At 72.0% G+C, this 14,772-nt stretch carries 15 protein-coding genes and 1 pseudogene; 7 read left to right on the forward strand and 9 right to left on the reverse strand.

The features are described 5' to 3' along the window. Positions 1–14: 14 nt before the first annotated feature. Positions 15–791: a phosphate ABC transporter ATP-binding protein PstB gene (pstB, locus tag ABZZ74_RS31230; RefSeq protein ID WP_356770606.1), complete on the forward strand. Its 777-nt coding sequence runs from the start codon at positions 15–17 to the stop codon at positions 789–791. A 611-nt stretch (positions 792–1,402) separates the two neighbouring features. Here pstB and ABZZ74_RS31235 read toward each other — a convergent pair. Both ABZZ74_RS31235 and ABZZ74_RS31240 read right to left on the reverse strand, forming a co-directional pair. Continuing rightward, positions 1,403–2,401, reverse strand: coding sequence for an inorganic phosphate transporter (locus tag ABZZ74_RS31235; RefSeq protein WP_356770608.1), 999 nt, complete (start codon positions 2,399–2,401; stop codon positions 1,403–1,405). 7 nt (positions 2,402–2,408) lie between these two features. Beyond that, complete coding sequence (locus ABZZ74_RS31240; protein ID WP_009326469.1) at positions 2,409–3,029, reverse strand: DUF47 family protein; 621 nt, start codon at positions 3,027–3,029, stop codon at positions 2,409–2,411. 200 nt (positions 3,030–3,229) lie between these two features. Here ABZZ74_RS31240 and ABZZ74_RS31245 point away from each other — a divergent pair, with 200 nt between their 5' ends. Further along, positions 3,230–3,580: a metal-sensitive transcriptional regulator gene (locus ABZZ74_RS31245; RefSeq protein ID WP_356770610.1), complete on the forward strand. Its 351-nt coding sequence runs from the start codon at positions 3,230–3,232 to the stop codon at positions 3,578–3,580. Here the strand turns inward: ABZZ74_RS31245 and ABZZ74_RS31250 are convergent. The 7 genes and pseudogenes from ABZZ74_RS31250 to ABZZ74_RS31280 all read right to left on the reverse strand — a co-directional run bounded on the left by ABZZ74_RS31250 (position 3,566) and on the right by ABZZ74_RS31280 (position 10,262). Continuing rightward, positions 3,566–3,763, reverse strand: coding sequence for a hypothetical protein (locus ABZZ74_RS31250; protein WP_133045764.1), 198 nt, complete (start codon positions 3,761–3,763; stop codon positions 3,566–3,568). The two genes, ABZZ74_RS31245 and ABZZ74_RS31250, sit on opposite strands and share 15 nt — an antisense overlap. Before the next feature lie 112 nt (positions 3,764–3,875). Beyond that, positions 3,876–4,709 (reverse strand): hypothetical protein, encoded by an 834-nt coding sequence (locus ABZZ74_RS31255; protein WP_356770612.1) that lies wholly within the window; start codon positions 4,707–4,709, stop codon positions 3,876–3,878. A gap of 307 nt (positions 4,710–5,016) precedes the next feature. After that, a complete protein-coding gene (locus ABZZ74_RS31260) occupies positions 5,017–5,436 on the reverse strand; it encodes an NUDIX hydrolase (RefSeq protein ID WP_356770614.1) in 420 nt (139 codons plus the stop codon). Then, positions 5,433–6,491, reverse strand: a complete 1,059-nt coding sequence (locus ABZZ74_RS31265; RefSeq protein ID WP_356770616.1) for a CHAD domain-containing protein — start codon at positions 6,489–6,491, stop codon at positions 5,433–5,435. Before ABZZ74_RS31265 ends, ABZZ74_RS31260 begins: the two co-directional genes overlap by 4 nt. Continuing rightward, a complete protein-coding gene (locus ABZZ74_RS31270) occupies positions 6,472–8,709 on the reverse strand; it encodes an RNA degradosome polyphosphate kinase (RefSeq protein WP_356770618.1) in 2,238 nt (745 codons plus the stop codon). The genes ABZZ74_RS31265 and ABZZ74_RS31270 overlap by 20 nt, the downstream gene beginning before the upstream one ends. 634 nt (positions 8,710–9,343) lie before the next feature. Next, positions 9,344–9,879: pseudogene (locus ABZZ74_RS31275) on the reverse strand (ABC transporter ATP-binding protein); the annotation flags it as partial. Then, the gene (locus ABZZ74_RS31280) at positions 9,876–10,262 is read right to left on the reverse strand and encodes a GntR family transcriptional regulator (RefSeq protein WP_356770757.1); all 387 of its coding nucleotides are present in this window, start codon (positions 10,260–10,262) and stop codon (positions 9,876–9,878) included. The gene ABZZ74_RS31280 and the pseudogene ABZZ74_RS31275, both read right to left, overlap by 4 nt. 111 nt (positions 10,263–10,373) lie before the next feature. Here ABZZ74_RS31280 and ABZZ74_RS31285 point away from each other — a divergent pair, with 111 nt between their 5' ends. From ABZZ74_RS31285 to ABZZ74_RS31305, 5 genes are read left to right on the forward strand one after another with little or no spacing between them, the layout of a single operon-like run. Then, positions 10,374–10,913: an RNA polymerase sigma factor gene (locus tag ABZZ74_RS31285; RefSeq protein WP_240865194.1), complete on the forward strand. Its 540-nt coding sequence runs from the start codon at positions 10,374–10,376 to the stop codon at positions 10,911–10,913. Further along, a complete protein-coding gene (locus ABZZ74_RS31290) occupies positions 10,910–11,725 on the forward strand; it encodes a zf-HC2 domain-containing protein (RefSeq protein ID WP_356770620.1) in 816 nt (271 codons plus the stop codon). Before ABZZ74_RS31285 ends, ABZZ74_RS31290 begins: the two co-directional genes overlap by 4 nt. Beyond that, positions 11,722–12,576 carry an ABC transporter ATP-binding protein gene (locus tag ABZZ74_RS31295; RefSeq protein WP_356770622.1) on the forward strand — a complete coding sequence of 285 codons (855 nt, stop codon included), beginning with the start codon at positions 11,722–11,724 and terminating at the stop codon, positions 12,574–12,576. Before ABZZ74_RS31290 ends, ABZZ74_RS31295 begins: the two co-directional genes overlap by 4 nt. After that, positions 12,573–14,096, forward strand: a complete 1,524-nt coding sequence (locus ABZZ74_RS31300) for an ABC transporter permease (RefSeq protein ID WP_356770624.1) — start codon at positions 12,573–12,575, stop codon at positions 14,094–14,096. The genes ABZZ74_RS31295 and ABZZ74_RS31300 overlap by 4 nt, the downstream gene beginning before the upstream one ends. Further along, positions 14,087–14,758 (forward strand): ABC transporter, encoded by a 672-nt coding sequence (locus tag ABZZ74_RS31305; protein ID WP_356770626.1) that lies wholly within the window; start codon positions 14,087–14,089, stop codon positions 14,756–14,758. The genes ABZZ74_RS31300 and ABZZ74_RS31305 overlap by 10 nt, the downstream gene beginning before the upstream one ends. Positions 14,759–14,772 lie beyond the last annotated feature (14 nt).

A 14,772-nucleotide genomic window follows, 5' to 3' on the forward strand; every position in this document is an offset into this window, starting at 1 on the left:
GAAGTGACGTAATCATGGCCAAGCGAATCGACGTAAGCGGACTGACCGCCTACTACGGCTCCCACAAGGCGATCGAGGACATCTCGATGACCGTCGAGCCGCGCACGGTGACGGCCTTCATCGGCCCGTCCGGCTGCGGCAAGTCGACGTTCCTGCGCACGCTGAACCGGATGCACGAGGTCACCTCGGGCGGCCGGGTCGAGGGCAAGGTGCTGCTGGACGACGAGGACCTCTACGGCCCCGGGGTGGACCCGGTGTCCGTGCGGCGCGAGATCGGCATGGTGTTCCAGCGGCCGAACCCCTTCCCCACCATGTCGATCTTCGACAACGTGGCGGCGGGGCTGCGGCTGAACGGCAACGTCAAGAAGAGCGAGCTCGGTGACGTCGTCGAGAAGTCGCTCAAGGGCGCGAACCTCTGGAACGAGGTCAAGGACCGTCTGAACAAGCCGGGTTCGGGCCTGTCCGGTGGTCAGCAGCAGCGTCTGTGCATCGCCCGCGCGATCGCGGTCGAGCCGAAGGTGCTGCTGATGGACGAGCCCTGCTCCGCCCTCGACCCGATCTCCACCCTCGCCATCGAGGACCTGATCGGTGAGCTGAAGGAGCGCTTCACGATCGTCATCGTGACGCACAACATGCAGCAGGCGGCGCGTGTCTCGGACCGTACGGCGTTCTTCAACCTCGCGGCGGTCGGGCAGCCCGGCAAGCTGATCGAGATCGACGACACGGAGCGGATCTTCTCCAACCCGTCGGTCCAGGCGACGGAGGACTACATCTCCGGCCGCTTCGGCTGATCCCGAAGACCCCTCGCGGTGCTGCATGGCGGTGCCACCGCGAGGTCGATGAAGGGCCCGCCCCTGGCTCCCGGGGGCGGGCCCGTCGTTCACACGGAGCCCGCGGCGCGGCCGAGGCGACCGGGGCCGAGACGGCGGCGACCGGAACCCGGGTTCCGCCGAGGCGGCCGGAACGGGGTTCCGCGATGGCGGCCGCCCGGGCGGGCGACCGCGGTGAGGCCGGGATGTCGCGGGGGCGGGTGAGGCGACCGGGGTCAGGGCGGCTGCGGGGGCTGAGGCGGCGGCGTCGGGGCCCGGGTTCCGTCATGGCGGTCGGCACGGGGTTCCGTGATGGCGGTCGCCCGGGCGGGCGACCGCGGTGAGGCCGGGGTGTCGCGGGGGCGGGTGAGGCGACCGGGGTCAGGGCGGCTGCGGGGGCTGAGGCGGCGGCGTCGGGGCCCGGGTTCCGTCATGGCGGTCGGCACGGGGTTCCGTGATGGCGGCCGCCGGGCGGGCCGCCGCAGTGAGGCCGGGGTGGCGGCTCGAAGGCGAGGGCTTCGGCCTGGTCTGCGTTGCCGGGAGCCGGGCGTCGCGTTCGGCGTTCGCTGGTGCCGGGCGGGTCGCGACAGGTCCTAGAGGAACGCCAGGTTCACCAGGCCGTAGGAGCCTGCCGCCACCATGGCCGCCGCCGGCATGGTGATGAACCAGCCCAGGACGATGTTCTTGGCGACGCCCCAGCGGACCGCGTTCACGCGCTTCGTCGCGCCGACGCCCATGATGGCCGAGGTGATGACGTGGGTCGTGGAGACCGGGGCCTTGAAGAGGTACGCGGTGGAGAACATGATCGCGGCGCCGGTGGTCTCCGCGGCGAAGCCCTGCGGCGGGTCCAGTTCGATGATCTTGCGGCCGAGGGTGCGCATGATGCGCCAGCCGCCCGCGTAGGTGCCCAGGGAGAGCATGACGGCGCAGACCAGCTTCACCCAGACCGGGATCGGGTCGCCGTAGGTCGCGTGGCCGGAAATCACCAGTGCCATGACGACGACGCCCATCGTCTTCTGGGCGTCCTGGAGGCCGTGGCCGAGGGCCATGCCGGCGGCCGACACGGTCTGCGCTATGCGGAAGCCGCGCTTGGTCTTGTGCGGGTTGGTCTTGCGGAAGATCCACAGGATCGCCAGCATCACCAGGTAGCCGACGACCAGGCCGACGACCGGGGACAGGAACATCGGGATGACGACCTTGTCCAGGACCCCGGACCAGTGGACCGTCGTACCGCCCGCGATCGCGGCGCCCACCAGGCCGCCGAAGAGGGCGTGGGAGGAGGAGGACGGCAGGCCGTAGTACCAGGTGATCAGGTTCCAGACGATCGCGCCGACCAGGGCAGAGAAGAGGATGGCCATCCCCTGGGAGCCCGACGGCGTGGCGATCAGGCCCTCGCTGACGGTCTTGGCGACCCCCGAGCCGAGGAAGGCACCTGCGAGGTTCATCACGGCGGCCATGGCGAGGGCCGCCCGGGGCGTCAGTGCCCGGGTCGAGACGGAGGTGGCGATCGCGTTCGCGGAGTCGTGGAAGCCGTTGGTGTACGTGAAGAAGAGCGCGACCGCGATGGTCACGACCAGGGCGAAGGTGTCCATCGACGCCTCAGGACTCCTTGACGGCGATGGTCTCCACCGTGTTCGCCACGTGCTCGAACGCGTCCGCCGCTTCCTCCAGGACGTCCACGATCTGCTTGAGTTTCAGCACCTCTATCGCGTCGTACTTGCCGTTGAAGAGGTGGGCCAGCAGCTTCCGGTGGATCTGGTCGGCCTGGTTCTCCAGGCGGTTGACCTCGATCCAGTACTCGGTGAGGTTGTCCATCGTGCGCAGGTTGGGCATGGCCTCGGCGGTGAGTTCGGCCGCCCGCGCCAGCACCTCGATCTGCTGCTCGACTCCCTTCGGCAGTTCCTCGACGTTGTAGAGGACGACCAGGTCGACGGCCTCCTCCATGAAGTCCATGATGTCGTCGAGGGACGATGCGAGGGAGTAGATGTCCTCGCGGTCGAAGGGCGTGATGAACGAGGAGTTCAGCTGGTGGAAGATCGCGTGAGTGGCGTCGTCACCTGCGTGTTCCGCGGCCCGCATACGCTCTGCGATCTCGGCCCGGGCGGAGGCGTCCGCCCCGAGCAGTTCCATCAGGAGCTTCGAGCCCGTGACGATGTTGTCCGCGGATGCGGCGAACATGTCGTAGAAGCTCGTCTCCCTGGGGGTCAGACGAAAGCGCACAAGGGGTCCTCGGGGTGCATCGGTTTCGGTCAGGCTGATGCTAGGTGCATCATCCGGCCACGGCTAATGGGCCGCCCACCAGTGTCGCCCATCGGGCAGAGTGATCCGCACGGGGGCGTACCAAGGGCCCTATACCCAGCAAAGTTCGGTACCATATACCCACCTGGGGTATATGTCCGCACGTCTCACGGGAGGACGCGATGACGACCACCGAGGCCGGCGCGACGGCGCCCTCCGTCAGCGCGGAAGACAAAACCGCACAGAACACCACACACGGGTACCACAAGCAGAAGGACGAGCACCTCAAGCGGCTGCGCCGGATCGAGGGCCAGATCCGCGGTCTGCAGCGGATGGTCGACGAGGACGTCTACTGCATCGACATACTCACCCAGGTCTCGGCGTCCACCAAGGCCCTGCAGTCCTTCGCGCTGCAGCTGCTGGAGGAGCATCTGCGGCACTGCGTCGCCGACGCGGCCCTCAGGGGCGGGGACGAGATCGACGCCAAGGTCGACGAGGCCACCAAGGCCATCGCCCGTCTACTGCGCACCTGAGCGCGGGGCGCCGGAGACGTCCTCGCGTTCCTCGGCCACCTTCAGGACCTGGTCGATGCTCTCCAGGCTGAGCCGGTCCCCGCCCGCGGCCGAGGCCGCGATGATCAGCTCTCCGCACAGCTCGATCTCGGCGAGGGCCACGTGGTCCTGAACTGCCGTACCGCCGACCGGAGCCACGTGCATCACCTCATCTCTGCCGTCACCGACTTCCTAGAGTAGGGAGCGGCCTACACACAGCGCATGGCACGTAAGGGCTAGTTCTCGCCGCCCGCCCTCCTTCGCGGGGAGGACACCGCTACTCCTGGATCTTCCCGGCGTAGATGTCCTTCGACGCCGGCAGGCGTACGGCGGCGGGGGCCCCGAAGTCGTACAGCAGCGTCGTCGAGGCGACCGCGACGGGCTTGTCGTGCCGTGATCCGGCGAAGCTGAAGCGGTGCCGGATCTTGCGGATGCGGCCCTGGTCGTCGAAGTAGACGTCGAACGGCACGTCGGCGCTGGCGAACCCTTTCGCCGCCGCGGCGAGGGACTCCCGGGCGTCCCTGGCGGCCCCCCGCGCGGCGAGCGCGAGGTCGGCGGTGCCGCGGTAGTGCCGTACCTCGGTCCCCGCGAGCTCGGTCCTGCCGAGGTAGGTCGCCGTGCGGGCGCCGCGCAGCAACTCGGCGGCGGCGAACGGGTCGGTCGCGCCGCCGGTCACCAGGTTGCCGTCGGACAGGGTGGCCGTCTCGACGCGCACCCATTTGTCGGCGGGCACCCCGGCGCCGCGGTTCTTCATGAACAGGGCGCCGGGCGCGAGGAGTTCGGTGATCGGACGGTGCTCGTCGGCGCCGGTCGGGTCCTGCGGCAGGCGGACCGTCAGCCGGCCGAGCCGACCCCGGAAGTCGTACACGCCGTGGCCGCGGATGGTGACGCGGGTGCCGCCCGCGGCCATCTCCATCGAGGTCGTGGCCCTGGACGTGCCTGCGGCCACCAGGGTGTCGGCGGCCCGGTGCAGCAGCGGGACGGCGTCGGCGGCGCGGGAGTCCTCGGTGACGGCGCCGGGGCCGGAGCAGCCGGCGGCCCAGAGACAGACCGCGATGCCCGCGGCGATCGCCCCGCCCGCCCCGCCCGCCCTGCGCTGCCGCTTTGCCATCGCCGCCCACCCCAGCCGGTGCGTGAGTCCCGTGCCCCTGTCGTTCCGCTTAACGACGGGTGGGTGGGGCCGTCACGCGGCACACCCCCACCGCCGCCGGAGGCGGCTGATTGCTGCGGCACTCGGGGTGGGTAACGTTGTCGGCGTGGCGCAGGAGGAACATCGCACGACAACGGTCGAAGAGGGCCGTTTCTGTTTTGCCCGGTGCAGTTGCGGCTGGCGCGGTCCGGCGCGAAGAGCCCGCAGCCAGGCCCGCACGGACGCCGAGGGGCATGTGACGCTCGTGCGGGACTGACCCCAACGACGTTCAGAGCGGCAGGAGTTCGTCGATCAGGGTGCGGTCGCGGTACTGGGTGAGCCGGCTGCGGGCCGCCGCGGGGGAGAGCCACAGGATGCGGTCCACCTCGTCGTTCGGGACGAAGCGGCCCTCGGTCGCCTCGGCCGCCCAGTAACGCACCTGCTTGGGGCGGCCGTTGGCCATGTAGCGGATGCTGGGCAGCTCCACGCCGGGATCGGCGGTGTAACCGGTCTCCTCCTCGACCTCGCGCAGCGCGCCCGTGAGCGGGTCCTCGCCGCGCTTCAACTTGCCCTTGGGGTGGGACCAGTCGTCGTACTTCGGCCGGTGGACGAGGCAGATCTCCAGCTCGCCGTCGACCGGGGAGCGGCGCCACAGGACGCAGCCGGCCGCCTGGATGAGGGTGTAGTCGCTGTCGGAGGTCGAGGTCACGTACTCACCACCTGCTTCTGCCAACACTGCTGGAACGCGAACCGGGCCGCTTCCACCTCGTGCCGCTGGTCCGCGTGGAGCACCCCGAGCGCGTACGCCGTCGCCGGGGCGATACGGGGGGTCCGGGCCGCCGAGGCCGCCGCGGCGGCCGCCTCCGAGGCGTCCCGGTGCCGGTCGAGTGCCTGCCCGGCGGTGAGGAGGCGGACGTCGATGGGGGCGTCCGGGCCGCACAGTGTCTCGCGGGCGTAGCGGTGCAGACGCAGCAGGAGACGGACCTGGTGCCAGGGGGCGTCCTGGGGGTGCGGGCTGGGGTCGGGGGAGAGGCCGTGCACGAGGGCCTCGGCGTTGTACGGGTGGCCCGCGGTGACCAGGGGGAGCGCGGCGATGGCGTCGGTGAGGCGTTCCTCGGCCGCGGCGGCCAGCGGGCCGAGCTCCGTGGCGTGGGCGGTGGGGGTGAGGGGGACCTCGCTGGCCAGGACGGCCACCTTGTCGGCGACGGCGTGGAAGCGTGAGGAGCCCAGGGCCTGCAGCGCGGTGGAGTGGGCGCGGGTCCGGGCGAGGGTCAGCTGGCGTTCGAGCAGGGCGCCCGCCTTCGCCGCGCCGACCGTGAGATTGCCGCGCTCCTGGCCCCCCGTGTCGCCGCGGCCGCCGACCGCGGGAACCCCGACCGTCTGGGCCGGGAACACCGCGGCGCCCGACAGCCGGTGCAGGGCGAGCAACAGGCGTTCCAGCCGTGCCTCGTAGGCGTGCTCCATCGACAACGTCCCGGACAGCCAGGCCAGTTCGGGGCGCAGGGTCTCGGACCAGTCGGCCTCCAGCAGGGGGCGGAAGGTGTGCAGGCTGCCGCTGATGCGGCGGACCGAGCGGCGCAGGGCGCGCGCCGCGTCGACGGACTCCTCCGTGCCGTTCGAGGCGGCAGCCGTCCCGGTCTCCCGGTGCTGCCGCAGGGCGCGGAGGAACTCCGTGGCCTGGGCCCGCAGATAGCCCGCCAGGGCGTCACCTGTGGGGGCGGGCCCGGCCGCGGGGTCCGTCGGGTCAAGGTGTTGCTGTGCCACGCCGGCGCCTCCGGGCGTCTATGAGCATCTCCTGGACGTTTCGCAGGGGTTGGCCGTCCGCGTCGGTGGCGTGCCGGATCCATTCGCCGTCCGGGCCGAGGTGCCAGGAGGAGGTGGTGTCGGACATGCCGGTCTCCAACAGCCGGTTCAGGGCTGCGCGGTGGGCCGGGTCGGTGACCCTGACCAGGGCCTCGATACGGCGGTCGAGGTTGCGGTGCATCATGTCGGCGCTGCCGATCCACACTTCGGGCTCGCCGCCGTTGCCGAAGGCGAAGACCCGGGAGTGCTCGAGGAAGCGGCCGAGGATGGAGCGGACCCGGATGTTGTCCGACAGGCCCATGACGCCCGGGCGCACGGCACAGATGCCGCGGACCCAGATGTCCACCGGTACGCCTGCCTGGGACGCCCGGTAGAGCGCGTCGATGACCGCCTCGTCGACCATCGAGTTGACCTTGATGCGGATGAACGCGGGACGCCCGGCACGGTGGTGCTGGGTCTCCTTGTTGATCCGCGCGATCAGGCCGTCGCGAAGGGACTTGGGGGCCACCAGCAGGCGGCGGTAGGTCTCCCGGCGGGAGTAGCCGGAGAGGCGGTTGAAGAGGTCCGAGAGGTCGGCGCCCACCTGCGGGTCGGCGGTGAGCAGGCCGAGGTCCTCGTACAGCCGGGCGGTCTTCGGGTGGTAGTTGCCCGTGCCGACGTGGCTGTAGCGCCGTAGGGTGTCGCCTTCCTGGCGGACCACCAGGGACAGCTTGCAGTGCGTCTTGAGGCCCACGAGGCCGTAGACGACGTGGCAGCCCGCCTCCTCCAGCTTGCGCGCCCACTTGATGTTGGCGTGCTCGTCGAAGCGGGCCTTGATCTCCACCAGCACCAGCACCTGCTTGCCGGCCTCGGCGGCGTCGATGAGCGCGTCGACGATCGGGGAGTCGCCGGAGGTGCGGTACAGGGTCTGCTTGATGGCGAGGACGTCCGGGTCGTCGGCCGCCTGCTGCAGGAAGGCCTGCACGGAGGTGGAGAAGGAGTCGTACGGGTGGTGCAGCAGCACGTCCCGGGTGCGCAGGGCGGCGAAGATGTCGGCGGCGGAGGCCGACTCGACCTCGGCGAGGTCGCGGTGGACGCCCGCGACGAACTTCTTGTACTTCAGCTCCGGCCGGTCCAGGCCGTGGATGCGGAAGAGGCCGGTGAGGTCTAGGGGGCCGGGCAGCGGGTAGACCTCCGCCTCGGAGATCTTCAGCTCGCGCACCAGCAGGTCGAGCACCTCGCGGTCGATGGACTCCTCGACCTCCAGGCGCACCGGCGGACCGAAGCGGCGCCGCATGAGCTCCCTCTCCAGCGCCTGGAGCAGGTTCTCCGCGTCGTCCTCCTCGACCTCGAGGTCCTCGTTGCGGGTGAGCCGGAAGGCGTGGTGCTCCAGCACCTCCATGCCCGGGAACAACTCCTCGAGATGGGCGGCGATGACGTCCTCGATGGGGACGTAGCGGCCCGGGGAGCTCTCCAGGAAGCGGGACAGCAGCGGCGGCACCTTGACGCGGGCGAAGTGCCGGTGACCGGTGACCGGGTTGCGCACGACCACGGCCAGGTTCAGCGAGAGGCCGGAGATGTACGGGAAGGGGTGCGCCGGGTCGACCGCCAGCGGGGTCAGGACCGGGAAGATCTGGTGCCGGAAGAGGGTGAACAGGCGGGCCTGCTCCTTCTCCGTCAGCTCGCTCCAGCGGACCAGGTGGATGCCCTCCTCCGCGAGCGCGGGGGCGACGTCCTCGTGGTAGCAGGCGGCGTGCCGGGCCATCAGCTCGCGGGAGCGGGCCCAGATCATCTCCAGGACCTCGCGTGGCTGCAGGCCGGAGGCGGAGCGGGTGGCGACGCCGGTGGCGATACGCCGTTTCAGACCGGCCACCCGGACCATGAAGAACTCGTCCAGGTTGCTGGCGAAGATCGCGAGGAAGTTGGCCCGCTCCAACAAGGGAGTGTTCGGGTCCTCGGCGAGTTCGAGGACCCGCTCGTTGAACGCGAGCCAGCTGCGCTCCCGGTCGAGGAAGCGTCCCTGCGGCAGTTGGACCCCGTCGACCTGCGACTCCTCGTAGGCATCGAGATCGGCGTCGATGTCCGGAATATCCGGTTCCAGGTCGGAAACCGTGGCCGCGACGTGCGGGCGGTGCGCGGCTATGGAGCCCACGGAGGGCTGGGCGTGCTGGACCTGTGCCTGGGTTTCTGACTGGCTCATGAACCCATTCTTCCGCGCCACGGGCGATACGGGCGCGTCGGACAACGCGGGCGGGAGCGCGTTCGCGGAGCCGAAGGCGTCCCCGTTCCCCGCGGGCCCGTCGAGGGGCGGCGAAGGTTCCGGCACGGAGGGCGTCATTGGCCGAGCGTCGCAAGCCCGTCTGAACCGTTGGTTACGGCGACATGGCGTGCGGGATATCGGGGAGCGGCTCCCGGGCGTCTACGCCGGCCGGAGGGCCGTAACGAGTGGCTGGAAGCCGCCCCCGAGAATACGTACGTCCTTCCCGTCGGCGGAAGGACGTTCGCGGGCCGGATGCCTCACACGTCGGCGCGGCGGCGCAGGACGGCGAAGGTCGCGGTGACGGTGAGGGCGGTGAGGGCCAGCAGGACGCCGGTCTCCAGGAGCTGGCGGGGCCAGTAGTCGGGGGAGGGCAGGTAGGCGCGGCCGAAGCCGACGATGTCGTGGCGGGCCAGACAGGCCTGGTCGGTGTAGCAGCCCAGGTCGTCGATCCTGGCTCCCGAGGAGGTGACCGCCCAGCTGTGGGAGCGCAGCTCCGGCTGCCGGTAGCGGCCCTGGAAGGGCCAGTGGTTGCCGCGGAAGGCGTAGACCAGGAAGTACGGCTCGGCCGCGTCCGCATCAGCGTGCCCATCAGCTCGTGCCGGGCGAGGGGTCGAGGTCGGCCATCGGCTCGTCCAGCAGCATCAGATCGGGCCGCTTGCCGAGCGCGAGGGCGAGTGCGACGCGGGTGCGCCGGCCGCCGGAGAGCGCGCGGATCAGCGCCCCGGGGTCGAGCGAGCCCTCCTCGACGATCCGGTGGGCGTAGGCCGCGTCCCAGCGGGCCGGGTTGAGCTCGGCACCCATCCGCAGGGTCTCGGCGACGGTCAGCCGGGACTACAGGGGCTTGTTCTGCGCGAGGTAGGAGAGGCGCTCACGGAACTCGCCGGGCGCCCCGCCGAGCACGGTGAGGGTGCCGGAGGTGGGACACAGCAGCCCCGCGGCCAGGGCCGGCAGCGTCGACTTGCCGGCGCCGTTCGGGCCGACCAGGGTGCTGATCCGGCCCGCCGGGAGGCGGAAGGAGCATTCGTCGAGGGCCGCGGCCCTTCTGTCGTACCGCTTGCCGAGCCGGGACGCCTCTAGGGCGACGGCCGGGGCGGTGCTGGTGGAACTCACTGGTCCCCCTTCGGGAAGTGTTCGTCGAGCACGGCGGTGAAGAGCGCGTCGACGTCCTCGCGCCCGAGTCCGGCCGAGCGGGCGCGCCTGGCCCACTCGTCGAGTTCGGCGCGCAGGGGCGAGTCGGCGGGCTGGGCGCCGAGGGAACGGCGGACGAAGGTGCCGAGGCCGCGCCGGGCCTCGACCAGGCCCTCGCGTTCCAGCTCCCGGTAGGCCTTCAGGACCGTGTTGGGGTTGATGGCGGTGGCCTCGACCACCTCGCGGGCGGTGGGCAGCCGGTCCCCCGGTTCGAGCAGGCCGAGCCGGAGGGCCTGCTTGGTCTGCTGGACGATCTGGACGTAGGTGGCGACGCCGGAGCGCCGGTCGATGCGGTACTCGACCACCCGTACAATCACCCTTTCACTAATTGAGTAGTGAAAAGGTGATGGAGTGGGGCTGCGAAAGTCAAGAAGGATCCGGTGAACCGATCCGGGGGGACGGTGCGATGAGGGGGTGTGAGCGAAACGAGAAGCGACGGGGAGCTGCTGCGGGCCGCCGCGGACGGGGACCGGCGCGCCTTCGAGGAGCTGTACCGGCGGTACGCGCCGTGGCTGACCGCCCGGCTGCGCGGCCGGTGCGCCGACGCGGGCGTGGTCGACGACGTCGTACAGGAGACCTTCCTCGCGATCTGGCGGGGCAAGGCCCGCTACCGCGAGGACGGTGACGTGGCCGGCTGGCTGTGGCGCATCGGCTCGCGGCGGCTGATCGACGCCCTGCGCGGGGACGGGGCACGGGGGCGGCTGCGGCAGGCGCTGGCGCGGCTGCGGCACCGGGACGAGGCGTCCGCGGAGGAACGCGTGCTCGCGGGGGTTGAGCACGGGGACCTCGCGGGCGCCCTCGTCCGGCTGTCGCCGGAACTGCGGGCGGTCCTGCAGGCCACGGTCATCGACGGGCTGAGCACCCGCGAGGCGGCCGTCCTGCTCGGCATACCGCCGGGGACGGTCAAGACACGGGCGATGCGCGCCCGCAAGCAGCTGAGGGAGGCGCTGGCATGACATGGCATGTGGATGCCGAGGACCTGCGGGCCTACAGCCAGGGGGAGTTGGCGCCGCCCGCGCTGTGGTCCGCCGACACGCACCTGGTCGCCTGCGCCGAGTGCCGGGCCGTGCTCGCCGAGGTCGGTGAGTCGGTCGACGCCGCGTGGGAGCGGCTGGACGCCGAACTGGACGCGCCCCGGCCGGGGTTGTTCGAGCGGCTGCTGGTGCGGGTCGGGGTCGCCGACCACACCGCGCGGCTGCTGGCGGCCACGCCCGTGCTGCGCCGCTCCTGGCTGGGCGCGGTCGTCGCCGTGCTGGTGATGTCCGTGCTGGCGGCCCAGAGCACCGGCTCCGTCACCCTCTTCTTGGCCCTCGCGCCGCTGCTGCCCCTCGCCGGGGTCGCGCTGTCGTACGGGCCCGCGCTGGACCCGACGTACGAGATGGCGGTGGTCTCCCCGGTGCACGGGTTCCGGCTGCTGATGATCCGCACGGTCGCCGTCCTCACCGCCGGTCTCGCCCTCTGCGGTCTGGCCACGCTCGCCCTGCCCGGACTGGGCCTGCGCGCCCTGGCCTGGCTGCTGCCCGCGCTCGCTCTCACCTCGGCCGGCCTCGCGCTCTCCGCCCGGCTCGGCCCGGTGCTCGCGCCGGCGCTGGTCGGCGGGACGTGGGTGGCGCTGCTCGTGACGGCCCATGCCGTCCAGGCCGACAGCACGCTTCTTCCGTTCACGGCGGCCGGCCAGGGGGTGGCGGCGGCGGTCGCCGCGCTCGCCGGCGGGCTGCTGTTCCTCGTACGTGACCGTTTCGACCGCTTCCAGGGGAGCGCCGCATGACACCCACCGTTTCCGCCTCCGGGCTGAGCCTGCGCTACGGCGGTACCCACGCCCTCGACGACGTGTCGCTGCGGCTCACCCCGGGCGTCACCGGCCTGATCGGCCCCAACGGGGCCGGAAAGACGACCCTGTTGCGGGTCCTGGCCACCGCCCTGCCCGCCGACGGCGGCGCCTTCACCGTCCTCGGCAACGACCCGGCCACCTCGGCCGGCCGCCAGGAGGTGCGGCGCGCGCTCGGCTACCTTCCCCAGACCCCGGGCTTCCACCCGGACTTCACGCCCTTCGAGTTCGTCGACTACGTGGCGATCCTCAAGGAGCTGACCGACCGCGGCGCCCGTCACCGTGAGGTGCGCCGGGTGCTGGAGCAGGTCGATCTCGGTGAGGTGCGCGGCAAGCGCATCAAGAAGCTGTCCGGCGGGATGCGCCAGCGGGTCGCGCTGGCCGCCGCGCTGATCGGCGACCCGGGCTTCCTGGTCCTGGACGAGCCGACGGTCGGCCTTGACCCCGAACAGCGCATGCGCTTCCGGGAGTTGATCGCGCAGGCGGGAGAGGGCCGTACGGTCCTGCTCTCCACCCACCAGACCGAGGACGTGGCGATGCTCTGCCACCGCGTCCTGGTGATGGCGGGCGGCCGCATCCGCTTCGACGGCACCCCCGCCGAGCTGACCGCGCGGGCCGCCGGCCGGGTGTGGAGCAGCACCGAACGCGACCCGGGCGCGAAGGCGGGCTGGCGCACCGGCACCGGCTCCTTCCGCAACGTCGGCCTGCCGCCCGTCGGCGCCGACCTGCTCGAACCCACCCTGGAGGACGGCTACCTGCTGACCCTGGACGAGGCGGAGGTGCCCGCGTGAGCACGATCCTGGAACAGACCCCGACGGCCACCGGGACCGAGTCCCGACCCGCCCCCTGGGCTGCCGTCCTCGCCCTGGCCCTCTTCGAGGCGCGCCAACTGCTGCTGCGCGCGCCGATGCTGCTGGCCCTTCTGCTGTACATCGCCTGGATCGTCTGGCGCACCCCGGACTTCGAGAACGGCTACCCCGCCCTCCAGGACGCCGACCGCGCCACCCAGTCCGGCCCGGTGCTGATCGCCCTGGCGCTGCTGGTCTGCGTCAACCAGGCGATGCTGCGATCCGCGCGCCGGGACACCGAACGGCACTTCGCGGTGCTGGTGCTGCGGCCGTGGCAGCGCACGGCGGGCCACGCGCTGTCCGTGGTGCCGATCGTGCTGCTCGTCGCGGTGTGTGTGAGTGCCCAGTTCGGCTGGATGGCGCTCGAGTCCGGTTCGGTCGGCACCGCCTCGGCCGGCGAACTGCTCGTCGGCCCCCTGGTGGTGCTGCTGGCCGGCGCGTTCGGGGTGCTGCTCGCCCGGCTGTTCTCGTCGGTCCTCGCGGCGCCGCTCGCGATCGTGCTGCTCTTCTTCCTCCTGTTCGGCGGAGCCTTCCCCGCGGGCAGCGGCGAGCGGGGCACGCGCTGGCTGACGCCGATCGTGAGCGAGAACACCAGCAGCGCGATCCCCTCCGACCTGATGGACCGCCCCGCCGCCTGGCACGCCCTGTATCTGCTGGGACTGGCCCTGACGGTGGCCCTGGTGGCGGTCCTCGTGGCCGGTGGCCGTGGCCCGGCCCTCATGGGAGCCGTCGCCGCGGCGCTGGCCCTCGCGCTGACCGGCGGAATCGTCCAGACGGGCGCGCTGCCGGACCGTACGACCGTGGCGCGGGCGCGGGCCACGAACGCCCCGGAGAAGGAACAGGTCTGCGTGCGGCGGGACGGGTCGACGTACTGCGCCTTCCCCGAGTGGAAGCCGCGGGCGGCCACCTGGGCGTCCGTGGTGGACCACGTCCGTTCCTCGGCCGGCGGCGGCGCGCGCACCCAGCCGATCCTCGTCCGCCAGCGCGTCTACGCCACGGACGGACTCGCCTCCGACGGCGCGCTCGACCCCTCGGCGAACCCGCACCAGGTCACCGTCGGCACCGGCTGGGGCGGCCCGCGTGTCCCCGAGTTCTCCGCCGCCGTGGCCGCCGTGCTGGTCACCGGCAGCGAGAAGGCGACCTCCGGGCTGTGCGACGGCCGCATGGTCACCATCATGTGGCTCGCCCTGAACTGGCTGCCCCACCCCGTGAAGTCCCTGAGCAACGTCCGCCTCGACGACAGCGTGACCGGCTCGGCGATCGTCCTCTCCCCGACCGACCCGATGGACATGACGTCCGGCCAGACTTCCGTCGTACGCGAACTCCTCGACCAACCGCGGGAGTCCGTGGCCGCGAAGGTGCGGGCCCACTGGACCGAACTGACGGCCCCGAAGGTCACGAGCGCGCGAGCGGCGGAACTGCTGGGGGTCAAGGCGCCGAAGGAGAAGGACAAGTGCGACTGATCATCCGGGAGTTGACGCTCCCCGTCTGGCGGACCCTGCCCTGGCGGGCGCTGGGGGCCGCGGCGGGCCTCGGGCTGCTGCTGGCCGGGGCGCTGCGATGGGGCGGGGGCGACGCCCACGGCTGGCCCGCGCTCACCCTGCTCCGTGCCGCCGTCCTCGCCTACGCGCTGGGCCTGACCTTCCTCCTGGACGACCCTGCCCGCCACACGACGGCCACGGTGCCGACCCGGCGCGCCCTGCGCACCGGTCTCCGGATCGCCCTGGTCACCCCGCTCACCGCGCTGTGGTGGACGGCGGTCGTCCTCCTGGTCCCCTCGGGGGTACGCCCCCCGGTGGGCGACGTCACCCTGGAGGCGGCGGCGGCCTGCGCACTGGCCCTGCTCGCGGGCGCCTCGGCGCTCCGCTGGACGAACGAGCCCCGCCCCGGCCCCTCGGTGGCGGCGGCCTACCTCCTCACGGCGGTGGTGACCCCCCATCTGCTCCCCGCCGGCTGGGAGCTGTTCGTGTGGCCGCAGGACAGCAACTGGGGCGCGGCACACGAGCGGTGGGCGTGGCTGCTGGTGGGGGCGCTGGTGGCGCTGGCGGTGTCTGCCCCGGAGCCCCTGCGCAGACGGGGCTTGCCGGCACGACGCCGGTCGACTGTCAGCCCGTCCGGCGTTTGAGGACGAGGCCCTGG

Source organism: Streptomyces sp. NPDC006476 (assembly GCF_040612015.1).
GTDB classification, from domain to species: Bacteria; Actinomycetota; Actinomycetes; order Streptomycetales; family Streptomycetaceae; genus Streptomyces; species Streptomyces griseorubiginosus_B.